23 protein-coding genes and 1 tRNA gene are annotated in these 25867 nt (G+C 41.9%); 8 read left to right on the top strand and 16 right to left on the bottom strand.

The annotated features are described in order from the left end of the window. Positions 1-7: 7 nt before the first annotated feature. From FIS9605_RS0102960 to FIS9605_RS0102945, 4 genes are all read right to left on the bottom strand, one after another. Positions 8-3136 (bottom strand): plasmid replication protein, CyRepA1 family, encoded by a 3129-nt coding sequence (locus FIS9605_RS0102960; RefSeq protein ID WP_026731247.1) that lies wholly within the window; start codon positions 3134-3136, stop codon positions 8-10. Positions 3137-3615: 479 nt separating this feature from the next. Further along, positions 3616-4143 (bottom strand): hypothetical protein, encoded by a 528-nt coding sequence (locus FIS9605_RS0102950; protein WP_026731246.1) that lies wholly within the window; start codon positions 4141-4143, stop codon positions 3616-3618. 854 nt (positions 4144-4997) lie between these two features. Then, positions 4998-5186, bottom strand: coding sequence for a hypothetical protein (locus tag FIS9605_RS43840; RefSeq protein WP_072032357.1), 189 nt, complete (start codon positions 5184-5186; stop codon positions 4998-5000). Positions 5187-5245: 59 nt separating this feature from the next. Further along, positions 5246-6313: a glycosyltransferase family 4 protein gene (locus tag FIS9605_RS0102945; protein ID WP_026731245.1), complete on the bottom strand. Its 1068-nt coding sequence runs from the start codon at positions 6311-6313 to the stop codon at positions 5246-5248. Between the two features lie 425 nt (positions 6314-6738). Between FIS9605_RS0102945 and xth the strand changes: the two genes are divergently transcribed. The 3 genes from xth to FIS9605_RS0102930 all read left to right on the top strand — a co-directional run bounded on the left by xth (position 6739) and on the right by FIS9605_RS0102930 (position 10768). Next, a complete protein-coding gene (gene xth, locus FIS9605_RS0102940; RefSeq protein WP_026731244.1) occupies positions 6739-7527 on the top strand; it encodes an exodeoxyribonuclease III in 789 nt (262 codons plus the stop codon). Positions 7528-8274: 747 nt separating this feature from the next. Beyond that, complete coding sequence (locus FIS9605_RS0102935; protein WP_026731243.1) at positions 8275-9150, top strand: SDR family oxidoreductase; 876 nt, start codon at positions 8275-8277, stop codon at positions 9148-9150. 121 nt (positions 9151-9271) lie between these two features. Continuing rightward, positions 9272-10768, top strand: coding sequence for an HlyD family efflux transporter periplasmic adaptor subunit (locus FIS9605_RS0102930; protein WP_026731242.1), 1497 nt, complete (start codon positions 9272-9274; stop codon positions 10766-10768). Positions 10769-10848: 80 nt separating this feature from the next. Here the strand turns inward: FIS9605_RS0102930 and FIS9605_RS0102925 are convergent, their stop codons facing one another. After that, a complete protein-coding gene (locus tag FIS9605_RS0102925) occupies positions 10849-11097 on the bottom strand; it encodes a hypothetical protein (RefSeq protein WP_026731241.1) in 249 nt (82 codons plus the stop codon). A gap of 377 nt (positions 11098-11474) precedes the next feature. Next, complete coding sequence (locus FIS9605_RS0102920) at positions 11475-12704, bottom strand: methionine gamma-lyase family protein (protein ID WP_026731240.1); 1230 nt, start codon at positions 12702-12704, stop codon at positions 11475-11477. An 85-nt stretch (positions 12705-12789) separates the two neighbouring features. On the opposite strand from FIS9605_RS0102920, the gene FIS9605_RS0102915 reads away from it, so the two are divergent. Continuing rightward, the gene (locus FIS9605_RS0102915; RefSeq protein WP_026731239.1) at positions 12790-13605 is read left to right on the top strand and encodes an acyl-CoA desaturase; all 816 of its coding nucleotides are present in this window, start codon (positions 12790-12792) and stop codon (positions 13603-13605) included. 77 nt (positions 13606-13682) lie between these two features. Here FIS9605_RS0102915 and FIS9605_RS0102910 read toward each other — a convergent pair whose 3' ends face one another. The 5 genes from FIS9605_RS0102910 to FIS9605_RS0102895 form a co-directional block, all read right to left on the bottom strand. Next, positions 13683-14948, bottom strand: a complete 1266-nt coding sequence (locus tag FIS9605_RS0102910) for a glutamate-5-semialdehyde dehydrogenase (RefSeq protein WP_026731238.1) — start codon at positions 14946-14948, stop codon at positions 13683-13685. Positions 14949-14952: 4 nt separating this feature from the next. After that, complete coding sequence (locus FIS9605_RS0102905) at positions 14953-15360, bottom strand: hypothetical protein (RefSeq protein WP_026731237.1); 408 nt, start codon at positions 15358-15360, stop codon at positions 14953-14955. Positions 15361-15620: 260 nt separating this feature from the next. Beyond that, on the bottom strand, positions 15621-15800 hold the full coding sequence (locus FIS9605_RS42330) for a hypothetical protein (protein WP_155960344.1): 180 nt from the start codon (positions 15798-15800) through the stop codon (positions 15621-15623). Continuing rightward, positions 15771-15842, bottom strand: a tRNA-Gly gene (locus FIS9605_RS0102900). Before FIS9605_RS0102900 ends, FIS9605_RS42330 begins: the two co-directional genes overlap by 30 nt. A 95-nt stretch (positions 15843-15937) precedes the next feature. Next, complete coding sequence (locus FIS9605_RS0102895) at positions 15938-16459, bottom strand: DUF1269 domain-containing protein (protein ID WP_026731236.1); 522 nt, start codon at positions 16457-16459, stop codon at positions 15938-15940. Between the two features lie 311 nt (positions 16460-16770). On the opposite strand from FIS9605_RS0102895, the gene FIS9605_RS43835 reads away from it, so the two are divergent. Next, positions 16771-16947, top strand: a complete 177-nt coding sequence (locus FIS9605_RS43835; RefSeq protein WP_197035995.1) for a hypothetical protein — start codon at positions 16771-16773, stop codon at positions 16945-16947. A 290-nt stretch (positions 16948-17237) separates the two neighbouring features. Then, a complete protein-coding gene (locus FIS9605_RS0102885; protein ID WP_026731235.1) occupies positions 17238-17501 on the top strand; it encodes a DUF3146 family protein in 264 nt (87 codons plus the stop codon). Positions 17502-17558: 57 nt separating this feature from the next. Here the strand turns inward: FIS9605_RS0102885 and FIS9605_RS0102880 are convergent, their stop codons facing one another. From FIS9605_RS0102880 to ntcA, 3 genes are all read right to left on the bottom strand, one after another. Next, entirely contained in the window at positions 17559-18002 is a 444-nt protein-coding gene (locus FIS9605_RS0102880; protein ID WP_026731234.1) for a pre-16S rRNA-processing nuclease YqgF, read from the bottom strand. A 173-nt stretch (positions 18003-18175) separates the two neighbouring features. Further along, a complete protein-coding gene (locus tag FIS9605_RS0102875) occupies positions 18176-19669 on the bottom strand; it encodes a DUF3084 domain-containing protein (protein WP_026731233.1) in 1494 nt (497 codons plus the stop codon). A gap of 256 nt (positions 19670-19925) precedes the next feature. After that, positions 19926-20597, bottom strand: a complete 672-nt coding sequence (gene ntcA, locus FIS9605_RS0102870; protein ID WP_026731232.1) for a global nitrogen regulator NtcA — start codon at positions 20595-20597, stop codon at positions 19926-19928. Between the two features lie 648 nt (positions 20598-21245). On the opposite strand from ntcA, the gene fabI reads away from it, so the two are divergent. Together fabI and hisB are read left to right on the top strand one after the other, a co-directional pair. After that, positions 21246-22022 carry an enoyl-ACP reductase FabI gene (gene fabI / locus FIS9605_RS0102865; protein ID WP_026731231.1) on the top strand — a complete coding sequence of 259 codons (777 nt, stop codon included), beginning with the start codon at positions 21246-21248 and terminating at the stop codon, positions 22020-22022. 97 nt (positions 22023-22119) lie between these two features. Then, positions 22120-22764, top strand: coding sequence for an imidazoleglycerol-phosphate dehydratase HisB (hisB, locus tag FIS9605_RS0102860; RefSeq protein ID WP_026731230.1), 645 nt, complete (start codon positions 22120-22122; stop codon positions 22762-22764). A gap of 420 nt (positions 22765-23184) precedes the next feature. Here the strand turns inward: hisB and FIS9605_RS36120 are convergent, their stop codons facing one another. Continuing rightward, positions 23185-24465, bottom strand: a complete 1281-nt coding sequence (locus FIS9605_RS36120; protein ID WP_051469919.1) for a tetratricopeptide repeat-containing S1 family peptidase — start codon at positions 24463-24465, stop codon at positions 23185-23187. 47 nt (positions 24466-24512) lie between these two features. Next, positions 24513-25862, bottom strand: a complete 1350-nt coding sequence (locus FIS9605_RS36115) for a tetratricopeptide repeat-containing S1 family peptidase (protein WP_051469918.1) — start codon at positions 25860-25862, stop codon at positions 24513-24515. Between the last annotated feature and the right edge of the window lie 5 nt (positions 25863-25867).

Raw genomic sequence — 25867 nt, 5'->3', positions numbered from 1 at the left:
TCAAAGCTTATTTGTAGGCTGCATAGGTATGTTTTGTTTGTTTAGTCCCTGTAGATCTATGTCCTGCTGCATCTATAAAATCAGAAGAATAACTAGCAATATCACATCCAATGTTCTTACTATTAGCTAACATCAACTCATCTCTTTGATGCCAAACTGCAAATATTTTATCCCTACCATCATTGAGCGTCTTTGATTCTATTTGATAAACTTCATTGATGCGCTGTAACTTCAAACCCAACAAATTTAACAATCGGCTGAGTATTTTAATTGGCGAAACGTCCTCTTTTCCCCTCACCAAATTAATACCAAGTGTTCTTTTAATGTGTTTACTACATTGAACAGCAGTATTTTTCAGTAAAAGTAAATCAGCATCATTTTCGGTAAAAACTCGTTCTGGTTCAAGGAATTGAAGCATTCCTAATGCCCTCATTGCCTCAACTTTAAGGGTGTATATTTTTAAATCTGGTAGAAAAACCTTACCTTCTCCCCACGATAATTGTTGATGCCATTCTTGCTTATCTCTAAGCCGAAAATACTCGCTTTCATGAGTGAGATAATAGTGAATTAACAATTGCCAATAATAACCTTGATCGTCCCGTAATTTTAGTTGGGGAGTAACTTGTATACCATATCTTTGTCTAAGAATATATTTCTTGATTTGATTACGTTCTTCATCAGTCAGTGAATGTTTGCCTAAGAACTGCTCATATTCTACGTAATCAATATCTCTAGCATTAGCTACAGCAGTTGCTGCTGCTAATTGATTTTGTTGCTTAATTTCTCTAATTTTACGTTTAATTTCTTTCGCTTTTTGGCGTCTTTGTGACCAATCTTTTTGGACTTTAACAATTTCTAGAATCAATCTTCTGCGAGTTGGCAAATCATTTGGATCAGTTGCTAAAAAGGCAAGGCGTAAATCGCGAATAATATTATTTTGAACAGCATTACTCCGCATCTGAATTTGATGACCATCGCCGATCAAGCCATCTTTCATCGATTGACGATAGATGGTAATAGAAGCATTTACCCTTGCAGCTAATTTAGACCAAGTTCGCAAGTGAATAGGGTCATAAACTAATGGCAAATCTACATCCACTTTATGCAATGGACTGAGTAAAGCTAAGTTTTCTTTTTGATTTTCCTGATACCAAGAAGACAGCAAGCGATAATTAGTACTGCCACTGCCAATTAAACCAATGCCTCGCTTTGCACACCAAACTATTCGCGGTACATCATCGCGTACTCTTGCTAATGCTTGTCGTGCTTCCGAATCAGGAATTACTCCTTGAAAAATACCGTAAACACAGTCAAAATGTTGTACATCAATGCTAATTCCTGTTCCTAAGCTAGGAGTAACGAAAACAGTATCATATTCAGTTACTTTTTGATTAATAGTTGCAATAAAGTCTGCTGCTTCATGACCAGGTGTATTTGTTGTGAGACTGCTAACTACCAAGGTTTTAGGAAATTGTGTTAGCAATCTTTGCAAACGTTCTTTTAAGTAACCTGCTATTGTTTCACAACTGTAACGTCCAGAGCGACTATCTGTGGTAACGTAGCATTTACGCCCAGCCAGTAAATCCAATTCAAGTTGATGAATTAACGGTGTTGGATTCGGTGAATCATAGTAAGTTACATCCCAACCTCGCTGGGGTTTCCACTGATTAACTACCACCCAAGGCGTTAAGTTAATTCCTGATAATGCCTGTAAATATTCTAAAGAAACATCTGATAAATCGGCATCTTGAGCAATAACTAATCCACCTGTAGTCAATACTTTAGAAATTAATTGCTGAAATATATTTAAAATCTTAACGCGCTTTTCTTTACAAGTATTACTGTTGAGAAGATGCCACAAAGATTGTTCAACTTCATCTAAAATTATTATTGCTCCTTGCCAATCTTCTGGATTCAGTTTCCAAATAGAATCAACACATAAACCAAGATACTTATTGGGAACTAGGAATTGTTTTTGTTCTTCCATTCCCCATTCCCCTAACCCTATTCCCCAATTTATGCCAACTTTTTCACATAAAAATCGACCGAGTTGAATTCTGTGAGTAATTAATAAAACAGGTTGATTTCTGCTTTGAGCTTTTTTAACTACGGTTTGTAGTGCTGTAGTTTTACCTGTTCCTTTTGCTGACTTCACTCCTACTAATCCAGAAGTAGGAAAAGGTATTTCCCCTAAATAGCGATTGTTAAGCGTGAGTGCAGCAGAAATAGTTAATTCAGTGTGGGGTTTGGTTTGAGCAAGGTAAACTTCTAAATCAATACTTTGGCGATAAATTTTCTCAAATGCATTCGCACCTTTGGCGACGATAAACTCATCAACCCCTTTTTCTATTCCTGGCAGTTGAATGACTTGTACAGGGCAATTTTTAGCTTGGAATAAAAAACCAAGTTGGGAGATAGCATTATTTACCGCTGCGATTTTTTTGGGTTCAGTTTCAAAATCAAAGCAAATGTAGAAGGTGCGCCTCGTCATAGCGATCGCCGCTAAGTCGGATATTAACTGGCGACTTATGACTTTGCCAAATTCATCTTTGGTAACGCGATAACCACTTGTAATTCCGGGAATACCTATGGCTGCATATCCTTGTGTTAAAAGTGCCGCCGCTTTCTTTACACCCTCACAGATAATTACGGGTATGTTCCGTTCCACGATCCATTGCCAAAAGCCTACTGCTTCTCCCTTGTCCGTGAGGCTAACATTTTCGGGCATGGCTTGATTGTAACGTTGGGCAATTTGCTGCCAAACGCACAAGTTAACGCGCAGACAGAATACTCGCGTCGGTGTGCAGGGAGGATGTTCGTACTTAATGCACTTGCCTTTTTCATTCTGTCGGGGCTGGTTTGGCTTAAAACACCCCCACTCCATCGCTTGCCAATTATTCAATGGATCGAGTCCAGAACACCACCAACCACCAGAACTAACATGATCGTAGCGTTGTAGCCAGCTACTCTTGACCATTCCAGTATTTGTGCGAGGTACACGTTCTGAAATTAACAGGTAATCATAAGCAGTTTTGTCTTGAACAGACCTAAAATTTAAGTTTGCCAAGTGTAAATCTATGCAACTATTCTTGACTAACTCTTCAAGATGTTGAGGGTGTAGATAGTGCAAATGCATTGGCTGGAGCGGAATGGGGGACAATGGATTTAAAACCTTACCATGCCCCTGCTTGTTTTGATAGAAGTAATTTTAACTATTTTCAGCTGCTTTTTTTAACCATGTTACGGGAGATACAACGGCTAAATCTCGGGCGAGTTATGGAGCCTTTTTTACTGCAAGAGTAATAAATTTGTATTGTAATATTTTTTAAGTTATAGATTTTATATTTACGTAAATTTATCATTTTTGGAACACTGTCGATCTGTTTTAACTATGAGAAGTTATACTTACGAGTCCAGACAGTAGACTAAGCAAGTTTTCACGTAGATTTGTATTACTTAACATCTAAAACTCATACCCCCACCTAAAAATTAGCAGGGGTACACTCATGCAATGATTTGCTTCAGGTATCGAATAGAAGCGATCGCTCTTGAAAAATTCTGGAAGACAAATTCTAGATATATTTTTAGACCTAATTCAAGATGATTGATATTTAACTAATTTTTCCCCTTATTATTTTCTTCTTCAATACTTTTCCGCAGTTCAATAAACTGCTTACCTGTTCCTGTAATTTTTACGTAATTAGACAAGTTACTTCCCTTGTAAGGGATATCACGAATTTCTTCCATATCCTCAATATAACCTACATCCCTTAAGAAGTAGAGTTCTCTTTCTAATTTGGCTGTGAGATCATAATTACCATAGTTACCAGAGTTAATTTTTTGCAAGGTTTTATACATTGATTCTGGTATTGATAAAACAAATAACTTATCAACTCTATTCTTGGTGGTAGTTATTTTTTTGTTGAGAGAATTAATTTTATTGTCTATTTTATCCCGGTCGAATGTCAGCGCAACAACATCCTCTGCCCGTGGGATAAAAACCATTAAGATAGCAATGAAAATCAATGCTGCTATGATTAATACAGAACCACGTCCAGAAAATAACATCACTAGTAAAATGCCTTCCATGAAAGCAAGGCATGAAAAAGCAGCCCACCACTTTGTGGAATAATCTTGAGTCATTACTTACTCTCCTAAAAAAATGTCTAGAGAAAGTATTTTTATTTGGAATTAAATTTAATTATAGTTTTTATTTTTAAGCACGATGAAGATTAATATTATGATGTCTTGATAATATAGATATTGGAGTTCAAAATAGTATAAATACTCAATTGTTTTGGAAAATGAGAATAGATAATGCGAATATTTGATTGATAATTACCTGTAATTAATTAGCGGCAATATAACAAACTAAGATATTAAATATATTTGGTATGAATGGTTACAATTACCTGCTGTAATTGCTGGAAAAATACAAGCTTCAGTACAAACTGAATATCCAAGGTAGATAAGATAAATTGACTAAAACTTTAGTAATACAGTTAGCACATGAGTTAGAATACCTAACTGTTCGCTCAAGCTGAAAGACAAAACATCTCTTGAAAAAGCTTAATTGTGCGATCGCAGTAAAATAACTATATTTGAAAATACTTTGTGCCTTTGTGCCTTGGTGGTTAAAAAAATCTTGAAACACCAAGACACTAAGACACAAAGAGTAAAATAATTTTTATGGGTTCTGGTGTACGCAATTCATGACGGCTACTTAACTCTGAAATAAGAACAGATAAACACAGATGCACGCAGATAATTTATCTGCGTGCATCTATAGTTGTGTCAAAAAAATCAATTTTTGCAAAAAGTCTATTGAATGAATAGAGGGAATTCTATTCCTAGTAAGCGATGGACACACTCACTACTAACTCAGCTCATAATTTATAGACTATAGACCCCAAACTGTAGTCTCTAGAGCAAGTTTCCTAATTAATAGACTTTTTGGGAACTTAGTTAGAACTACATCAGTCTTGAATTATGAAATTCTAGGAATTTCTCTTTGACTGTGAAACTACTGCTGTATTTCTCCCTTCAACCACACTCGAAAGACGACTAACAGTCAATAAGGGTACTTCTTGCCGGCAGGTCTGACAAAACCAATAAACTTCACTTTGACGGACATGGCGCAGGAGGGAACCACCGCAACAGGGACAAGTGTTGCTTCCCATGTTCATATTAATGTCCTCCTTGTAAAAAATTGTTGATTTTTTAGATGCACTCAAAAAACTGTTGTTTAAAAAAGGATTTTGGCAGAATGGATGCGCCCATTTAAACTAATACGGTTTTTGATGAGTTGTTCATAAACCGCTTCGTACCCATTGACCATCTGGGTAACGCTAAATTTGTTTTCTACGTATTCTCGGCAGGTATGACGGTTTAACTCCAAAGCTTTAGGAATCATTGCCGCCATTTCATCATAACTTTGACATACAAAGCCTGTCACCCCTTGGGCAATCACCTCCGGTACGGAACCCAAATTAGTGGCAATTACTGGTGTACCAGTTGCCATCGATTCAATCATCACCAAGCCAAAAGGTTCTTGCCAGGTAATCGGGAAGAGTGTAATTGCCGCATTACCCAAAAGTTCTGCTTTCTGCGCGTGATTTACTTCTCCAAGGTATTGAATTTGCTGACCATCAATTTGGGGGGCAATTTCTTTTTCAAAAAATTCAGAATCCACTACATCCACTTTTCCAGCCATTTTCAACCGCCACCCTGTTTGCTTAGCAATAGCGATCGCATGTTGCGGGCCTTTTTCTGGTGAGAAACGTCCTAGGAATGCCAAATATGGAGGATCTTGGGGTTGAGCTACAAAAGGATAATCTTCTGGATCAATCCCGTTGTAAACCGTGTCAACGTAATTAAGGTTTATCAGTCTCTGCGCGTTACTTATGCTGACGTATGGTTGCTGGTGGTGGTGGCTGTATACATGACGGGTATCCGTTGTAAACCTGCCGTGCAGAGTATGCACTGTGGGTGTTGGCACCAAACTCGCCAGAGGTAAAGCCGAAATCCCTACATGGGAATGAATTAAGTCGAATTCCGCAGCTTGTTGGTAAACTTGGCTGAGTTCCAGCATTTCGTACACTGTGTACTCTTCGACCTGAGAGTCCAAGCGCAGCGCACGTGGATACACTGCTTCTAGCTTAGCCAAAGTTTGAGAGTCTCCAGAGGCGAACAAAGTGACCTCGTGACCACGACGAACTAGTTCATCGGTCAAGCGACTCACTACTAGTTCAATTCCTCCGTATGTTGGAGGCGGAACTCGTTCCCATAAGGGGGCTACTTGAGCGATTTTCATAAGTTGTTTTGGTTCAGCAGGTGATACTGTCCTCTAAAAGTGGACTTACATACAAATATGATAGAGCATTTGTACTTAGTCATCTGAATTTTAGATTAACCTAACTGACTCCTGAGAGTGCAATTCTGGTTAACCGAACTTTGCGATAACTACTTAGCTATCAGACCAGACAATCAGCATGACTCATCAAGCTACTGTACCCCTTAATTTAAGGTCTATAGTGTTGTGCTTGCATCTATCTTGGGGATCATAGATAATGAAAGATTTTGTAGCCAAAAATACTAAATTCTGCAATGGGATCAATGTGGAAAGGAGTGGGAGAGTGGGAGAGTGGGAGATGGGGAGATAGGGAGAGTAGGAGAATAACCACTAACTACTAACCACTAACCAATGACTAATGACTAATGACTATTGACTATTGACTAATGAAAATTGCTACTTGGAACGTCAACTCGATTCGCACTCGCTTGCAGCACGTTGTTGATTGGTTGACTCAAAATCCGGTTGATGTGCTGTGTATGCAAGAAACCAAAGTCGTGGATGAAAATTTTCCGCGATCGCCTTTTGAGCAATTAGGCTATCACCTCTATTTTTCAGGTCAAAAATCTTACAATGGAGTTGCAATTGTGAGCTTGCAACCCCTACAAGCTGTAACCACTGGTTTTACACCTATTTTGACGAAATTACCGCCAGAATGGGATGAGCAAAAGCGGGTCATAACTGGTGTAATTGATGATATCCGCATCGTAAATCTTTACGTACCCAACGGTGCAGCGGTGGGTAGCGAGAAATACGAATACAAACTGCGTTGGTTGGCTGTGTTGGGAGAATATTTGCAAACTCTACAAGTCTTTACACCTGACATTTGTGTGTGTGGCGACTTCAACATTGCCTTGGAAAGCAAAGATATCAACGAAAAGGTAAAGACTGAAAATCATATTATGGCATCCGAGCCAGAGCGCCAAGCCTTACGAGATGTTCTCGCACTAGGATTTGCCGATGCTTTTCGCAAATTTACATCCGAAGGCGGACACTACACTTGGTGGGACTATCGCGCCGCATCTTTTGCCCGTAATTTGGGTTGGCGAATTGATCATCACTATCTCACACCAAGCTTATATGAGCGTGCGAAAAGCTGCACTATTGATATAGCTCCCAGAAAATTACTTCAGCCTAGCGATCATGTGCCAGTAATTGTGGAACTTGAGATATGAGAGGGATTGGGAAAACTTTTTATCGATGTTCTAGCAAATCTCCAATGGCTTTTGCTAGACAGCGATCGCTGTTATGAGTGCGTGAATTACTGAAATGAGAAAGCATTCAAGCATTTTGAGAAAGTAAACCGCTGTTTGCTTGCGGAAAACACCAAAATGAATACGCGATCTACTGAAATGAGAAAGCGATCAAGCATTTTGAATAAGCAATATGCCTTTTTGCTTGCTGAATCTACCGTTTAGGAGAAAGCGATCGGGCATTTTGAGTAAGCATTTTGGCTTTAGGAGCAAGCAATCTGCCTTTTTGCTTATTGAAATTGACTTTATTTATTGTTTCGATGAAGTGACGAGTTGTGGCGATCGCCTCTCTTCACAATCACCAAGCATAATAACTTTGCATTCCAGCACCAAACTTAATCAGCGGTGCGTTCAAAACCTTTGATTTTCCATCAGTCCGCGGAGGTGGATTTCATTTATATAGCTGCGATTTCTAATCGCCAGGGATAACAGAGCATTTATAAAATAATTATTAAATTAGTAGTGTGTGTGAAAGCGAAGCGTAACGCACCAAAAACAGATGGTGCGTGGCGGCATTTTGATTGATTGTTTACTTGCAGTATCAACGCAGCCCCACCACACACCCTACATATACTAGGGAAGAGTTAGTAGTTAGTAGTTAGTAGTTGATTTTTTACCACTAACCACTAACCACTAACCACTATCCACTAACCACTATCCACTATCGCTATGTTTCTAGTCACTGGAGCATCGGGAGGAATTGGTCGTCGTGTCGTGCGACTCCTGCGCGAACGGGAAATGTCAGTTCGGGCATTTGTCCGCCTCACCTCACGCTATGGTGAGTTAGAACACCGAAGTGCTGACATCTTTATCGGTGATTTACGACAAGAAAAAGATATTCAGAAAGCTTGTCAAGGCGTACAGTATATTATCAGTACCCACGGTTCCGATGGCGATCCATTAGCTTTAGACTACCGTGCCAATATCGAACTGATTGACCAGGCAAAAGCCAACGGCGTACAGCACTTTGTTTTCATTTCCGTATTAGGAGCAGATCGGGGATATGAAGATGCTCCGGTGTTCAAGGCGAAACGAGCAGTTGAGAGATATCTGGAAAGCAGTGGTCTAAATTACACAATTTTACGTCCAGCTGGATTAGCATCTAACTTGCTGCCATTGGCAGAACGATTTCGGGAAACGGGGATATATTTGCTGATTGGCGACCCCAAAAACCGGACTTCGATTGTAAGTACAGATGATTTGGCAAGGATGATAGTCGATTCGGTGACAGTTGCAGCTGCTCGCAATCAAATTTTATCAGTCGGTGGCCCGGAGATTTTATTGCGAGAGGATATTCCCAAAATTTTCGGTCGCATCTTTAACAAAGAGCCAATAATAATTAATCCGCCACTGTTTGTGATTGACGGCTTACGTGGTGCGTTGGGTTTTATTAATCCCCAAGGACAAAAAAATTTGGGAACCTTCCGCACATTGCTAGCAAATGAATTTTTCTGTACAACTGAAGAGATTAACAACTTAGAAGCGATTTTCGGTTTTAAGTTGGAAACACTGGAACATTTTTTGCGGCGTTATTTAGCTGTGTAAAGGTTAGTGGTTAGTGGATAGTGGATAGTGGTTAGTGGTAAAAAATTAACTACTAACTACTAACTACCAACTACTAACTACTAACTACTAACTACTAACTACCAACAACTAACAAAATTCTATGAGATATTCCCTGGCTGCAAATGCTGCTCAAGCACGTCAAACAAAACAGGCATTTGCTAAACCAACCGAACAACTTTCTTATGAATTGGGTAAGGCGGTACAGGAATTGCCGCCTTTATACACAAGATTATTAGCAGGAACAATTAGTGTAGTAGTTTTAGGAGCGATCGCTTGGGCGCATTTTTCCCAAGTAGATGAAGTGGCGACTGCATCGGGGGAGTTAATCGCTTCTACCCAAGTACGACCGGTAACATCGTTGGGGAATGGCTCGATTTTAGCGGTGAGAGTTAAAGAAGGCGATCGCGTCACTAAAGGTCAGCCGTTGATAGAACGCGATCCAGATTTACAGCAATCTGATGTGATCCGCTTGGCTAAATCTGCCAGACTGATTCAAGAAGACTTGCGGCGTTTGGATGCGGAACGCACGGGAGCTAAAAATACAGGTACGCAGCTGCAAGATGAACTTTTAACCTCACGCTTGAAAGACTACAAAGCCCGTCAAGCTGCGGCGGAAGCAGAAGCAAATCGTCAGGCGGCGCTAATCGAGCAAGCTAAAGTCCGCCTGACTCGGTTGCAAGATAACCTCATCAATGCTAAAAGCAGCCTTGCCAACGCCAAAACAAACCTAGTTAACGCCGAAAAGATTCAGGAAAAAGTTACCAGCAACCTAGAGATTGCTCAAAAAAGAGAGCAAGGCCTGCGTACGCTTAATAATTCTGGTGCGATACCGAGAATAGATTACCTGGAAGCACAAGACAGACTCAATCGTGCCAATGCTGAAATCACTAGGGCTAACGATGAAATTACAAACGGTCAAAATAAAGTTACTGAAGCGCAAGATAAAGTCACATCTTTAGAAAAAGATATTGATGCCCAAAAGCAAGAAATTCTGCAAGCACAAGCATCATATCAAGCGGCTAAAAATCAAGCACAGCGTTTAGAGTCAGAACGTCTCAGTGAAATATTAACTCAAACAAACAAGCGTAAAGAAGAATTAACTAACGTTCAAGGTCAACTCGACCAAGCCCAAAAGCAGCGACAATTAGAAACTATCCAAGCTCCTGTGTCTGGAACAATTTACAGAGTCAAAGCCACAAAAGGCCCAGTGCAATCGGGTGAAGAATTACTGTCGATTTTGCCGGATGGAGAAGAACTACTCTTAGAAGTGAAAGTCCTCAACCGTGATATCGGCTTTATTCGTGAAGGTATGAAAGCAAAGGTAAAAATGGCGACTTTCCCGTTCCAGGAATTTGGCATTGTTGATGGTGAAGTCGTGCAAGTCAGTCCAAACGCGATCGTTGATAAGGAATTAGGTTTAGTATTTCCCACCAGAATTAAACTGAACAAACACTCCATCGCAGTTCGGGGTAAAGAAGTAGGATTTACTCCTGGTATGGCTGCTAATGGTGAAATTGTCACCCGTAAGAAGTCGGTTTTGACTTTTATCTTAGAACCAGTGACTCGCAGATTCAGCGAAGCATTTTCTGTCAGGTAGATGAGTCGCTAGCAATCTATGACGCAGTACCAGTATCAAGTTGGAGGTCGTCCCCCCCAAGATGCACCCACCTAATAGCTTTAGGCGGTCTTCTTTTCCTGCACAATTAAAGAGGCTTGCGCTTGTGCAGTAGAAACTAAAGTCCAGCCTGCTAGCAGCAATTTTTGATAGGTTGCCCATCCTTTGGAACCTCCAGGTATTGCATAATCTGGTACAACTTCTGGAAAAGTTCTGTATGGTTGCCAGGGCTGATTAGGTGCAGTTCTCAAGTGCAAAATTTTCTCTCCATTACCGCCAAGCCTAGGAAGCCAACACATTTGTCCGTGCATATATCAAACTCCTTAAAAACATTAAATTTTTGAATAGTAGTTGAGCAGAATTTACTTGTACTTGTGTACTTGATCGTAGAAATTTCATAAAAGATCGACATCTGAAAAACGTCTCTCATTCCATCTCAACGAAATAGATAGATTTCCTCTAACTAAAGTTGATTGAATAGATAAATTTGCCTAAATCTTTCGTTTTCACCTTGCCCCTACCCGACTTCTGCAAGAAGTCTACCGTGTCCCCGTGTCCTCTTCATTAGCAGGTAGATTATGCTTGTAGTTTTCTGAAATCATTAATAAACAATAAAGGCAGGTAAGATGCCTACCCCACCACAGTTAACAATCTAAAGATCTAAAATTGCCTTCACTCTCCATCTTCTTCAGGCTGGCCCCACCACTTCTATTGCGGCTTCCAGGGCGATCGCCACATGAGTCCAATGAGTCCCGCCTTGGCAATAAACCACATAGGGTTCTCGCAACGGGCCGTCAGCAGAGAACTCTAATGTGCTACCCTCAATAAATGTCCCGCCAGCCATAACGACTTTACTTTCGTAACCTGGCATTTCATCAGGAATAGGGTCAAGATAAGAACCGATGGGTGAATTTTGTTGTATCGCCTTACAAAAAGCTATTAGCTTCTCAGCGGAACCGAGTTTAATTGCCTGGATCACATCACGCCGGGGAGCAAAGGGTGCGGGATTAACTGGATAACCAAGCTTGTCAAAAACATAACCAGTTAGGTGAGTGCCTTTCATGGCTTCTCCTACCATCTGAGGTGCGAGAAATAAGCCTTGGAAGAGGAGGCGATTTTGGTCAAAAGTAGCACCACCGTAACTACCGATACCAGGCGCAGTAAGCCGACACGCAGCCGCCTCTACCAAATCAGCGCGACCGGCGACATAACCGCCAGCGGTAACGATAGTACCGCCTGGGTTTTTAATCAAGGAACCCGCCATGAGATCGGCTCCGACGTGGGTAGGTTCACGGGTTTCGATAAATTCGCCGTAGCAATTATCAACAAAACAAATCGTGTTAGGATTTTGCTGCTTGACTAAGTGAATAATTTTTTCTATATCGGCAATTGATAGACTAGGACGCCAGGAATAGCCACAAGAGCGCTGAATTAAGACTAAACTAGTGTTATCCTCCACCGCTCGGCTTAAAGCTTGCCAATCTACTGTTCCTTCTGGAGTAAGATTCAATTGGCGATAGCGAATGCCAAACTCTATAAGGGAGCCTTGATCATGACCCCGTAAACCTATTACTTCTTCTAATGTGTCATAGGGAGCACCAGCCACCGCGAGCATCTCGTCACCAGGACGGAGGACACCAAATAAGGCACAGGCGATCGCGTGGGTTCCAGAAACGAACTGCACTCGTACAGCAGCTGCCTCAGCACCCATAACTTCCGCAAAGACTTTGTCTAAAGTTTCTCGGCCTAAATCATCGTGACCGTATCCTGTGACACCTGCAAAATGGTGTGCGCCGACTCTATGATGGCGAAAGGCATTTAAAACTCGATGAAGATTTCCCTTGACCTGAGCGTCAATTCCAGAAAAAATCTGTAACAGTGCCTGTTCTGCTTGCCGCAGCTGTTCCAAGCTGTTCATTAGTCCCTCTTTCACAAAAAAATCATAATATGCGGATTTACGGATCGCGCAGACTAGGCTGAACAATTCCTATTCAGGTTACTGCATGACAATTGCTACATCAACAAAATCCCGAACCCATTTGGTACACGTCACATTCTTGACTATTTTGCACGCTGGAGCTCTACTTGCTCTAGTTCCCAGTTTCTTTAGCTGGAAAGCAGTCGGTGTGTGCTTGTTTCTCCATTGGGTAACAGGTGGCTTAGGTATTACTCTGGGCTATCACCGCCTAGTCACCCACCGTAGTTTTCAAACTCCTAAGTGGCTGGAGTACTTCTTGGTTTTGTGCGGAACTCTCGCCTGCCAAGGAGGACCAATAGAATGGGTTGGCATGCATCGGATACACCATTTGTACTCAGATAAGGAGTTAGACCCCCATGATTCCAATAAAGGCTTCTGGTGGAGCCACATGGGTTGGATGATGTATCAGTCACCACTTCAGCCAGAAGTCCCTCGCTTTACGAAAGATATTGGCGATGACCCAGTTTATCAGTTTTTTCAAAACAATTTAGTTTGGCTCCAAGTTGCCTTGGGTTTACTATTGTTAGCGCTGGGTGGTTTGCCGTTTCTTGTTTGGGGGGTTTTTGTTCGCCTTATCCTTGTCTGGCATTGCACCTGGTTTGTCAACAGTGCTACCCATAAATTCGGCTATCGTACCTATGATGCAGGTGATAACTCCACAAACTGTTGGTGGGTGGCTTTGGTTACATACGGTGAAGGTTGGCATAATAACCACCATGCCTTTCAGTACTCAGCTCGTCACGGGCTGAAATGGTGGGAAATTGACATGACTTGGATGACTATTCAGTTGCTGCAAGCGTTAGGTCTGGCTACGAATGTAAAATTGGCAGACAAGAAATAGGGGATCGGGGATCGGGGATTGGGGATCGGGAATGATCTAGCCTAATTCCCCAGTCCCCAATCACCAGTCCCTAATCCCTAAAACCTGCCGTTTCCCTGCACAATATGCTTGACGGTAGTCAGGCTTTCTAAGCTAATTAATCCGCGTCGATGACCTCTCTGGTTCGACATACCCAGAAATACATTATCTCCCCGTGCCGGATTACGGCTGAAACGTGGGGAGGCGTTAATGTAACCGGAGGCGCTATTGACTCCTAGGGCAAATTGCCGACTTTCCTGGTAGGATTCTGTAACGATGCAGTCGGCATGACCGCTGCTGTATTGGTTAATCCAGGCGATCGCTGCCTCTAAGCTATCCACTAGTTTAAAAGCTACTGTCTTGGTTAAATAAGCGCTTCCCCATTCTCCTTCTTTAGCTAGATGCAACTGCGGAAAAGCTTCTACTAGTTCCGCATCTCCTTTAATTTCAAAGCCTTTTTCCTGCAGGCTATTCCACAAGGTAATTAAGGAAGATGGCATGGCTTGCCTATGAATCAAAACTTTTTCGATCGCATTTACTGGATCGGGTTCGCTGCAATGGCTATCTACAATCATCCACCGCACCATTTCCAAACTGCCATTCAAAGACCAGTAAAGATAACAATTCCCCATCGCTGATCTTAATACGGGCGCTGTAGACTGCCGCACTACCTGCTGTACCAAGCTAGAACGTCCGTAGGGAATGACTAAGTTCAGATATTGGTCTTGGCTGACTAAATCGCGAATAGAAGCACCATGTTCTGTTTGGATCAATTCTATACAGCCAAGTGGTAGACCAGCGTCGGCAATGGCTGTTTGCAACGCATCAGCGATCGCTGCGTTAGAATGGCTAGCTTCTGTACCACCTTTGAGAATCAGAGTGTTGCCTGTTTTAATACATAAACCTGCGGCGATCGCTGCTAATTCAGGAAACGCTTCGTAAATAAACGCAATTACACCCAAAGGCATTAACTGCGTATAAGTCTGAGAATCTTCGAGTTGGTAGTCAGCACTACGCACGCGCCGCAGTGGATCTGATAATTCCCCTAAGCGTTGCAAAATTTCTAAAGTCGCTTCTAGTCGTTTTGGTGTCAGCTTCAGCCAGTCCAGAATCAAATCTGGTACTGCCATTTCCCGACTAGCTTCTAGATCTAAAGTATTAGCTTCTAAAATGTCGTCAAAAGAGCGTTGTAGCGCCTCTGCCATTGCCAAAACGGCACGGCTGCGATCTGCACCCTTGGTCATTCCCAATTTTAAGGAAGCACCATAGGCGCGTTTGGCGCTAGCAATTGCTCCGGGGATATCATCAAAAGCATCCACTGTCATTTACTTAACGTCTGTAGGTAAGCCAGACCATCAGTGCGGGTAAAATCGCCAGTAGCACCGCTACCATTGCCCAAGCAATTATGCTCGAACCACTTGCTAAGCGTAGCGCTAATGGCAACCATATAATCACTAGCACGAAAATAATGCCAAGTGCTACTGGTAGATAGCTTTCTCCTAAGCGTGGATGGACAACTTGCCAGCTAGAACCTGTCCAGCGCCAAGCACGTTTGTAAGGATAAGTAGTGGAAAGCTGCTCTAGCACATAACCATTTTCTTCGGCCACAAATATTTGCTGACAGCGATCGCATCCAAATGCTTCTGTTAAGGTAATCGGAATTAACCGGCCCCGACGACGGCAGGGACAGGGATATTCGCTATTGAAGTCAAGTTTTTCTGGTTTTTGGGATTGCACAAGCGGTCTTGTAACTTGAGCGTGTGTTCAACAGCAAGAGAATATCATTTCCTGATCAAGGTTCTTGAGGCTAGATACTCTCCTTTAAACTTTTTTATAACAATTCAGCCAGTTTGTGTTTTTCTTGCACACTGAATGTATTTTGGTTCAATTCAGTGGTAAAAAAGGTTTGCACCTGACAATCAAGCCATTTACACAAGTCTCTCTTAATCAAGTGTAGTTCATCCTACACAAATCTTGTTTGCTAGACTTGGGAATGTTTAAATTCTTCGGATGTCTACGGCGATCGCTGCAATCACCTCACCATTACACTCCCTGTAATGCTTCCGTATAGTACTCCACAAACCGCTCCGTAAATCGTCACGTACACGGCGGGGACTTTCTCCTAAGCGAAGGGGATTAAATCCAAAAGCGGGTAACGCGATTCGAACGCGCGACATTCACCTTGGCAAGGTGACGCTCTACCACTGAGCTATACCCGCAAATCTCGCATACATACAAATATGTCAGATGTATCAGTGTTTGTCAAGGGGTAACTAGAAATTATTTGTTGCTACCCCTTTCCCAAACTTTAAGTTCAAACTGTGGGATTATTTTCGACGCTTGCAATTTTTGATCCTTGATTCAAAGCCTCTTGCAACTTTGCCTCATCCTCTTTCGATAACGAAGTTCGCAGAACTTTACCTCCAAAGCGGCTGAGGTCTTCCAGGACTTTGTCTGGAGTGACCTTCCGAACCAAGACGAACAGAGCCGAAGTTCCAGGTTCTAGGGAATTGCCAATTTCTTTAATGAAATTGTCATCAATCCCGATATCTGCTACCAATCCTGAAATCGCACCAGCAGCAGTACCTACTGCCCAACCCAGTAATGGATTGAAAAATATTAGACCGAAAAGAAGACCCCACAGACCTCCCCCAGCTGCTCCTGAAGCTACTAGTTCCTGAGTTTGCTTAATCTTCAGCTTGCCTTCTTTATTTCTAACAACAATAGCTGCATCTTCCAGGTCAATCAAGTGTTCACGCTGTAGCTTTGCCAGTTCTAAAAGTACTTCATCAGCCCTAAATTCATCGCTAAAACTGACAACAATTAGGTCACTCATACGATCCTCTCGTTTTTAGTTAGTAAATCTCCTACTCTGACTGTATGGCAGCAGAGTGGGGTCTACATTTATACCTAGATTTAGTTGTCTTCTTGAAGCAGGCCAATTGCTAAAATTGCAGCCTCGTCTTTCCTCACAAATTCCTCACATTGTTTTCATAACTTGAAAATAGAGACGAGGCTAATCATTAGTATGAGTTCGATATTGGTCTTAGTTAAACACCTCATGTAGTCATCTTAATACTCATAATGACATGAGAAGCAACAGCCTGAAAAATAAAACTTTTTAGCAGGAAAATTGGAGAAAAAACTATGTTTACGCTCAAGCAAGCACGAAATTTTGTCTATTATCTTGTGACTTTGCCGCTTAAGATTATCCGTTATGTTGCCGAAGCTGCAATCAGAATTTTTGGTCCAAATGACGATGAGTATCCCAATATAGGAGTTCAACCTTTCGAGGGAGAATCGGCTGGCAGTAACTCTTGGTAAGATGTTATGGTTTGCCAACAAGCAAGCTCTAGTTCGCTTGCCAAGGCTATTTTCAGTTGAAATCAAATATAACCAAGACAAAGTTTCGGCTCATCTGATGTGCAAGCAGGCTCAAATTAATTGCACTCGAATGAGCCATATTTATTGCTATTAGGCGCTTCTGTAGAAAAATTGATTTTCAACCCAATTAAGTTAGAAATTTCAATTACTTCCATAGGTGTATTTGATGTATTTTGGGTAAATGTAAAGCTATAACTGGTTAGCTTTTATCCATTTTGACATCAAGCAACGTGAGTGCTAAACGTTTACCACAAACTACTGCCCATGTCCGGATTATCCGTCAATCCTGGCAATACGGCTTACTTGAAGGTGAAGTAAGAGCAGGAGATTTTGAGTGGCAATTCCAATGGCACTTTCGCCGGGGAGAGTTGTCTGTGAAACCATCTCAAGGTCGTGCCTTAATTAAAGAACCCCTTGGTCGCTTTTTGGAGCAACGAGATTACCAGCTCGAACCAGGAGGGGACTATGCTTTTACAATTCGCGCGGAACTATAAAATTATGAATTATGAATTATGAATGATAAAAAAATTTCATAATTCATAATTCATCATTCATTTTGCTGATTCTGTAAGGCGATTGAGATATCTTTCGATCAAAAGAATAGCAACAATGTCATCTATTGGTCGTGGAGGTGTTCGCATACCTTGTGGTAAAAGTTTCATGATTCCTTTGGGGGGGTACATTTGCCAATAGCGATCGCGTGCTTCTAAGCTGGTGTAGCGTTCATCGACCAACATGATATTCAACTGATCTGATAGTTCTTGTTGCAATTGCTGTTTCCAGCGCTTGGCTGTGGTTTGATCCCCCATGACCATCAAGGAGATAGGAAATTTTTGCCGCAGTGTTTTAATAGTGGCGATCGCTTCATCTGATGGTACAACCTCGTGGTAATGCAGTTTTCGGTCTAGTCCCATGACCGCTAGACCACACTTATCTTTACCCGGATCGAAGCCCAAAATCACTGGTTGAGTTGGTGTAAATTCACTTGAATTCATATCAAAGTAATATTAAACGCTTCTAATATAGGAATTGTTATTGGTTAGTGGTTAGTGGATAGTAGGTAGTAATCAACTACTAACTACTAACTACTAACTAACCAATGTACAGACGTGCCATGGCACGTCTCTACAACTACTAACTACCAACTACTAACAAAATCTTCATTATTTTAAGTACTAAAAATCACTTGTCCATTTTTAATTGCTAATAATCTAACTTTCAATGGCCCAGCAGTATAAGTGTCTTGTGCTGCAATTGCTTTGATATCTAGTCGTTGGTCTGATTGCCGTAACTGAGCAATAAAGCGGATAAAGGTACCATCTATTTGAATATCTTCTAAAATTCCAGCATTGCGCGCACGAAATTGCGAGGCAGAAATTAACAATTCTAACCGCTGTCGCAGTTGATAAGATGTCATGTTTTTGGGATCGGCCGTAGTTGCAGCCAGCACTTCACCTCCCGAAAAAACGACTTGATTTAGTGATGCATCGGCGAAAAATTCTATCGGCTTTTCCCCCCTCACATAATTGCCTGCACAGAAAATTCGCACTACATATTCTCGACCGTCTTTAATTTGCTTGCTTAATTGCTCAATTTGTTCCTCGGTAACACGCAGTACCTGCACATTTGGGGGAGGATTGATCCCAGGCTCGGTTAATTCGATGCTGGCACTTTTGTTGGCTTCTTGCAATAACTGGATAACTGCCTGACGAGCAGCAGAAGGCTGTTGGACGCGAACTACACCACCAGCAAGAACTTGACCGCGGGCTAATGCTAGTTTCCCCAGGCGTAAGTCACGAAAAGATTGGTAATATTTCTCCAGCCTTGCGACTTCCTGTTCGAGATAATTCTGTTGTTTTTCTAATTCTTTCAGGCGAGTTTCTCGTTGGGCAATTATTTGCTCTCGCGCTGCGATTTCAACATTGCGCTGTTGCATCAGGCGATCCAGGTCGGCAATTTTGAGATCGCGCTGTTCAATAGCTTCCTGGCGCTTGGCAAGTTCGCGATCGCGTTTGTCAATGGCCGCTTGGGCTTCGGCAATTGCTTGTTTAGCTTCTTCGTAAAGTCTTTGGCGTTCTGCCCGGAGTCCTTTAATTTCGGCTAGTTGCTTGTTTCTCTCTTGATAAACGTTTTGCAACTGAGCCATAGCTTGCTGGTACTGAGTTGCTACTTGATCTAGCTGTTTTTGGGTACGTTGGAGTTGGGCTTGGGTTCGCGCTTTTTGGTCAATAGTGCGGTTGAGTTGGGTTTGTGTTTGCTGTTGCTTGGCATTAGCGGCTTGTAAGGATTTATTAATTTCCTGCAAGTCTTGTTGAGCTTTTGTTTGTTCTTTTCTGGCTTGGTCTAGCTCGAGTTTTGTTGTATCAAGTTGTTGAGTTGTGTTCTCTAACTGTACGCGCTTACGCCTAAGGTCTTTTTGAATATCCTCTAGTTCAAATACTCCTTTACGCAAGCCTTCATCGGCTAAAAATAAAATTCCCAGGGTTGATGCTGAAATGCCCAACCCTGTCAAAATCGTTACTAATACAGCCGTGTTTTTTGGTCGTAGATTAAATAGTGAGAGCCGTTTCTTGCCAACCCGCGTGCCTATGCGATCGCCCACGGTGGCAATAACGCCTCCCAAAATTAAAATTGCAATTATGAGGATGTACCCGGTGGCCATCTTTAATATTTACCGAAGAAATCCTTCCAGATACAGCCTACTACTTTCAGGCGTTTTGTGTGGGGGATCGAAAGACTTCTTGCAGAAGTCGCGAAAAGGGAAAAGGTAGGGGCAATGGGCAAGGGGCATCGGGCATCGGTAAGAAAACTAATCCCCAATCCCCATTGCCCCTAATCCCCACTAAGAGCGGTCGTGGGGGCCCCGAGTTCCCCAATCCCCAATTCCCAATTCCCAATCCCCAATCCCCCAAGTGCTTTTAAGTGAATTGCCGACTTAAGGTAACAGGCTTATGAACAGTGATTTTTTTCTTGTGTATGGAAATCAACTTCTTTTCGCGCAAATCGCCTAGTAACCTGGTGACGGTGACGCGAGTAGAACCAATTGCTTCAGCGATCGCCTGATGAGATAGCTTGAGATCAATTGTGATTCCATCTGCACAAGGAACACCAAAATCCCGACAGAGAATTAATAGAAAACTGATCAACCTCGAACCCATATCACGGTGAGCAAGTGTTTCAATCATCATCTCTGTCTGGAGAATCCGCGAAGACAAGCCTCGCAACATTAACATCGACAATTCTGGGTTGTCTTTGAGTGCTTGTTCCACCTGTTCAATTGGAGCTGATAACAATTCTACAGGTGTAAAAGCAACTGCATGATAAAAGCGATCGGACTTGTTTCCCGTTAGTAGGGACAAAACCCCAAAAACGCTATTTTCCCGCAGTAGCGCTACGGTAATTTCTTCTCCTGCCTCGTACACCCTGGATAGTTTCACTGCACCTTTTAAAAGAAAATAAACTCGTTCTGCAGGATCGCCGGGGAAAAAGATCGTTTTGTTGCGTTCAAACGTTTCCACAACTGGCGGAAACGCTCCAGTCGCCATCTGACGAAAAACATTTGCTAGGGCTTTATCTTGTGTCACGATCATCTCCCTTCCCCTACCCAATGCCGGAAAAAACTAAATATGGATTACCTAAGAATACACCCGAAAAATCAAGAAAACATTGTTAACCTTTCTGTTCTTTCCTATACTTAACCTCTTTGCCTCTTAAATATTTGTCCAACATGATACAAAATTTATCCTACTGGGATCTAGTACTTTGTATTAGGTACTTTCAAAATTGTAGACAATAAGTTTTTTAAGAAAAAAGAAAGATTCATTGAGATTTTCTTAAAGTTTTAGTGCAGATTTTGTGGCAGCAAACAGCCTTGTCAATAATCATAAAACATCATGTGAGCATATAAACCAAGAAGCACAAAGCAGGCTTAGGTGAATTTGTGCATCCTAATATATTTTCTAAAAAAATAATTAAATGTAGTTTATACCAAACTTGTGACAGATTTTTATAAAACTCTCATTGCAACAGTTGCTGGAATATAGGTAAGAAAAGTAAGCACAATGGATTTTGCCGAGTATCCTGAGGTTGTTTACCATAACCAGTAAAGGTCTTAATCTTTTATAACCCCACCCCTTCCAAAGTTGAAAGTGTTAAATTTGTAAATCGTCTCCAAAACAAAGTCAAACGAGGCTCAGATTCTAGTATGCTCCTAATGAAACATCGCGCTAACAATTTATATGCTGGATTTAACTGGAAAAAATGCCTTGGTTACTGGCATTGCTAATAACCGCTCGATTGCCTGGGGTATTGCCCAACAACTGCACAAAGCCGGTGCTAACCTCGGCATTACCTATTTACCAGATGAAAAAGGCAAAATGGAGAAAAAGGTCGCAGAACTGGTAGAACCCCTCAACCCTAGCCTGTTTCTGCCCTGTAACGTCCAACATGACGAGCAGGTTAAGTCTACTTTTGAGACAATCCGCGATAAGTGGGGCAAGTTAGACATCCTCATCCATTGCCTTGCTTTTGCCAACAAAGACGATCTGAGTGGGGACTTTAGCCAAACCTCCCGTGAGGGTTTCCATACAGCTTTAGAAGTCAGCACTTACTCCTTGGCGCAGCTGGCGGGTGCAGCTAAACCTTTGATGACACAAGGAGCAAGCATAGTCACTCTCACTTATTTGGGTGCTGTCAGAGCAATTCCCAACTATAACGTCATGGGAGTTGCCAAAGCTGGGCTGGAGGCTAGCGTACGTTACCTGGCTGCGGAACTAGGCCCCTCAAATATCCGGGTGAATGCCATTTCCGCAGGGCCGATCCGCACTTTAGCTTCAAGTGCCGTTGGAGGTATTCTAGATATGATTCATCATGTGGAGAAAGTAGCTCCTTTGCGACGTACTGTGACTCAAACAGAGGTGGGTAACGCAGCAGCTTTCTTGTGTAGCGACTTGGCAAGCGGAATTACAGGGCAAGTCCTGTATGTAGACTCAGGATATGAAATCATGGGAATGTAAGGAATTGTTAGTAGTTAGTGGTTAGTAGTTAGTAGTAGGTTGTTAATCACTAACCACTATCCACTATCCACTATCCACTAACCACTACCCAATACCTATGCAAATAAGCGATCGCCAAACTCTTTCTTCATCCAACAATCAGTCCACCAAAACCCCGCGTATTGCCTCTTTACGCCGCACTACGGGGGAAACGGATGTACAAGTCACGATTAATCTCGATGGTACAGGGGTTTGCAATGCAGCTACTGGCATTCCGTTTTTAGATCACATGCTGCATCAAATAGCATCTCATGGGTTAATTGACTTGGATATCCAAGCCACGGGAGATTTACATATTGATGACCACCACACTAACGAAGATGTAGCAATTACCCTTGGACAAGCTATTAGCCAAGCACTGGGCGATCGCAAAGGTATTGTCCGCTTTGGTAATTTCCTCGCACCTCTGGATGAGGCATTAATTCAAGTGGCGTTAGACTTTTCTGGACGTCCCCATCTCAGCTACGGCTTGCAAATTCCCACCCAGCGGGTGGGAACCTATGACACCCAACTAGTACGCGAATTTTTTGTGGCGCTAGCGAATAATAGCCAAATGACGCTGCACATTCGCCAGTTAGATGGCATTAATTCCCATCACATCATTGAGGCGACGTTTAAAGCGTTTGCAAGGGCAATGCGGATGGCGGTGGAGATCGATCTCCGGCGTGCAGGGATGATCCCCAGTTCTAAGGGGGTGTTGTAGAAAGTATTTGCGTAAAAGAGGAGGGAGTTGAAACGCAGAGGGGAGGCAGCGCGTTGCGGGGGTTCCCCCCGTTGTAGCGACTGCCGTCGCGCAGAGGTAAGCGCAGAGGCTCGCAGAGTCTTGAGCCGAAAGTTTCGCTAGGAGCTTGTGTAATGTTACGCTTGGTGAATGTGTACACTGGTGTGCATCGTCACTCTATAGTGTATACGTAAAGGGGCGATCGCTCCAATTTAGGTAATGCAACTTTGATACATGCAATTTCGTATCCAGATTTTGTATGTGTAGGCAATGGGATATTAAAGCCTCAAATATTCTTTATTGTTGCAAAGGACTTATTGCCTCTCCTGCTTTTTTATAAGGTTCGTTAGCTGCTTCTGGAGTGCTATTAACTCCTTGGGTTTCTCCTATAAGATTGTTATCTTAGTCTATCAATCGATATTTTTGTAGTTCGCGCATCATCACAAGTGTTTTTTGATATGCTTCCATCCTTCCTTGTTGTTTAAATAACTCCGCAGCTTTTTGCAAGTCTGCTTTTCCTCCTTGCTTATCTTTTAATTCCAAACGGGCAATACCCCGGTAAATATAGGAATCAGCATTGTTGGGATTAATTCGTAATACTTCGTTAAAATCAGCAATTGCCGATTGATAATTTTGCAATTGGAAGTAAGCATAAGCGCGATTATAGCGGGCGTTAGTCCCGATGGAAATCATCCGCAGTGCTTGACTGAAATCCTCGATACTTCCTTGTTTGTCACCCAATTTAAAGCGAGCTATACCTCTATCATTGTAAGCTTCAGCATATTGTGGATTAACCTCAATTGCTTTACTATAATCTGCGATCGCTCCTTTTAAATCACCTTTAATCTCCTTTTGCCCACCCTGAATATAATATTCATCACCCGTAGGTGCTGTAGCAACGGTTGCAGGTAAAGAAATACGCAGGTCAATTCCAACAGTTTTTGACTGTTGCACAAAAGTATTAATAGGTACAGCAAAATTTCGGGTGGTTTTGAGTACGGCAACGTTGGGATTTTCTGACGCTTCCTCTGCTGTATTACTATCAGCGTGAATGGCGATTAAGTCACCGTTTTCGTTCAATACTGGACTACCATTCATTCCTGCTAATGTTTGATTGTCGTACATTAACGCATAACCATTCTCTAATGATTTTGAGGTATTGGAAGCATTAGCAGTTGTTTTTCCTGGTGCAAAATGTTCTACGCTTTTTTTGGTTGTACTTGTTGCTTTGGGAAACCCGAAAACGTAAACTTTATCGTTACTTTTGATGGTATCGGAGTTTCCTATCTTGGCAACTTTATAATTTTTATTGCTCACAAATTTAGCTACTGCTAAATCTATATTATCCGGAAGTTGCTTAATATCCTTTGCTTCATAAGATTTTCCATCAGAAGCAGTAATTTTATATTTACCTGATTTTTCTCCTACAACATTAGCAGCAGTCAAGACAGTGTATGTATTTCCTTCGCGTTTGATAATTACACCACAACCATGACTGTTTTTACTGTTAATTTGTACTGTGATAGAGCTAGCGTTATTACTGATGATACGAGGGTCGAGAGCAGCGATCGCTTTTTGTGTCTTTACTAATGTAGGTACTGGGAAAAACTGATCAATATCCACAATTGCACTGAATATAATAGCAGTCGTCGTCAATCCGTAAAGGCACAATCGTAATTTCATTGAATTTTCACCTCACCCATCAGATATAGATTGCGTAATTGAATCAGCTACAGTTGATACTTTTTAATCAAAGCCAGCGTTTCCAAGTACTCATTTTTTCTACCTGCTTGTTGGAATAACTCAGCAGCTTTTTGCCAATCAGCTTTAGCTCCCTTTCTGTCTCCTAACCCCAGACGGGCATAACCTCGCATCTGATACGCTGCGGTATAGTTGGGATTAATTTTTAGCGCTTGAGTTAAGTCAGCTACTGCATCTTGATATTCGTTTTGGAAAAAATGAGTTATACCCCTACTCGAATAGGCGTGAAGCAAGGTGTCACCTTCATCCTCGTTCTCAGTGGCTAGCTCAATCACCTTAGTAAAATCAGCTACTGCTTCCGGCAAGTCTTCACGTAATAGGGCACGAGCAGTTCCCCGCGATAAATAGAATATATACGTATTGGGGCTAAGGCGAATCGCTTCACTGTAATCGCTAATTGCAGCCCGATAATCCTTGAGTTGTTGTCGCACACTTCCTCGTAGGGAATAAGCAAAAGTATATTTAGGATTCAATCTAATCGCTTCACTCAAGTCATTAATTGCCCCTTGCAAATCACCTTGCTGACTCTTATTCAAGGCTTGGATATAGAAGTCGTCACTTTTAGATGCTGTGGCGACTTGTGCAGGTAAAGAAATACCCAAATTTATGCCAACGCTTGCTGAATGCTGTACAAAAGTATTGATAGGTATAGCAAAATTCCGTTGATTTTTGAGGGAACGACCGCTATCAGTTGCTTCTCCAGAATTGTCTCCTTTTCCGTGAATGCCTATCAACTCTCCTTTGTTGTTGAGAACTGCACCACCACTCATACCTTGTAACGTCGAATTATCATACGCTATTGCATAGCCTCGCTCAATTGCTTTGGCGGCGCTACCAGTAATTCTTCCTTGAGTAAATTTTCCAGTTCGGCTTTTGGTTGTATCTTGAACCTTTGGAAAACCATATACATAAACCGCAGCACCGATGGAGCTTTCGTTTGCATTCCCTACCTTAACGCATTTATACTTGCGATTACTTATAAACTTTACTACTGCTAAATCAAGATTATTGGGTAGTGGTTTTACTTCAGTAACGGCATGACGTTGTCCATCTGGTGTAATAATTTGATATTTATCAGGGTTTTTTAAGACCTCTTTGGAGTTCTTGACTACGTGAGCCGCAGTTAGAACAATGTAAGTATTCCCCTCCTGTTTGACTAGCACACCCGAACCTGGAGTCCCTAGAATTTCCATCCGGACAGTGACTTGTTTGGCAATTTCATTCACTGCTTGTGGAGATAACGCCAATACTTCTTGTACCTGCACCAGCGCCATTGATACACCTATTAATGCCGATGAAATTACATAATCAAACTTCATAAACA

Source organism: Fischerella sp. PCC 9605 (assembly GCF_000517105.1).
GTDB lineage: Bacteria > Cyanobacteriota > Cyanobacteriia > Cyanobacteriales > Nostocaceae > PCC9605.
This window is presented reverse-complemented; position numbering and strand designations above follow the sequence as displayed.

Excerpts from the sequence above, each read along its gene's own strand:
- FIS9605_RS36120 (WP_051469919.1), bottom strand. The coding sequence starts at position 24,465 with ATGAAATTACGATTGTGCCTTTACGGATTGACGACGACTGCTATTATA.
- fabI (WP_026731231.1), top strand. The coding sequence starts at position 21,246 with ATGCTGGATTTAACTGGAAAAAATGCCTTGGTTACTGGCATTGCTAAT.
- FIS9605_RS43835 (WP_197035995.1), top strand. The coding sequence starts at position 16,771 with ATGTTTACGCTCAAGCAAGCACGAAATTTTGTCTATTATCTTGTGACT.
- FIS9605_RS36115 (WP_051469918.1), bottom strand. The coding sequence starts at position 25,862 with ATGAAGTTTGATTATGTAATTTCATCGGCATTAATAGGTGTATCAATG.
- FIS9605_RS0102925 (WP_026731241.1), bottom strand. The coding sequence starts at position 11,097 with ATGCACGGACAAATGTGTTGGCTTCCTAGGCTTGGCGGTAATGGAGAG.
- FIS9605_RS0102945 (WP_026731245.1), bottom strand. The coding sequence starts at position 6,313 with ATGAAAATCGCTCAAGTAGCCCCCTTATGGGAACGAGTTCCGCCTCCA.
- FIS9605_RS0102935 (WP_026731243.1), top strand. The coding sequence starts at position 8,275 with ATGTTTCTAGTCACTGGAGCATCGGGAGGAATTGGTCGTCGTGTCGTG.
- xth (WP_026731244.1), top strand. The coding sequence starts at position 6,739 with ATGAAAATTGCTACTTGGAACGTCAACTCGATTCGCACTCGCTTGCAG.
- FIS9605_RS0102960 (WP_026731247.1), bottom strand. The coding sequence starts at position 3,136 with ATGCATTTGCACTATCTACACCCTCAACATCTTGAAGAGTTAGTCAAG.
- FIS9605_RS0102880 (WP_026731234.1), bottom strand. The coding sequence starts at position 18,002 with ATGAATTCAAGTGAATTTACACCAACTCAACCAGTGATTTTGGGCTTC.
- FIS9605_RS0102875 (WP_026731233.1), bottom strand. The coding sequence starts at position 19,669 with ATGGCCACCGGGTACATCCTCATAATTGCAATTTTAATTTTGGGAGGC.
- FIS9605_RS42330 (WP_155960344.1), bottom strand. The coding sequence starts at position 15,800 with ATGTCGCGCGTTCGAATCGCGTTACCCGCTTTTGGATTTAATCCCCTT.
- FIS9605_RS0102915 (WP_026731239.1), top strand. The coding sequence starts at position 12,790 with ATGACAATTGCTACATCAACAAAATCCCGAACCCATTTGGTACACGTC.
- hisB (WP_026731230.1), top strand. The coding sequence starts at position 22,120 with ATGCAAATAAGCGATCGCCAAACTCTTTCTTCATCCAACAATCAGTCC.
- FIS9605_RS0102910 (WP_026731238.1), bottom strand. The coding sequence starts at position 14,948 with ATGACAGTGGATGCTTTTGATGATATCCCCGGAGCAATTGCTAGCGCC.
- FIS9605_RS0102950 (WP_026731246.1), bottom strand. The coding sequence starts at position 4,143 with ATGACTCAAGATTATTCCACAAAGTGGTGGGCTGCTTTTTCATGCCTT.
- FIS9605_RS0102930 (WP_026731242.1), top strand. The coding sequence starts at position 9,272 with ATGAGATATTCCCTGGCTGCAAATGCTGCTCAAGCACGTCAAACAAAA.
- FIS9605_RS0102895 (WP_026731236.1), bottom strand. The coding sequence starts at position 16,459 with ATGAGTGACCTAATTGTTGTCAGTTTTAGCGATGAATTTAGGGCTGAT.
- FIS9605_RS0102920 (WP_026731240.1), bottom strand. The coding sequence starts at position 12,704 with ATGAACAGCTTGGAACAGCTGCGGCAAGCAGAACAGGCACTGTTACAG.
- FIS9605_RS43840 (WP_072032357.1), bottom strand. The coding sequence starts at position 5,186 with ATGAACATGGGAAGCAACACTTGTCCCTGTTGCGGTGGTTCCCTCCTG.
- ntcA (WP_026731232.1), bottom strand. The coding sequence starts at position 20,597 with ATGATCGTGACACAAGATAAAGCCCTAGCAAATGTTTTTCGTCAGATG.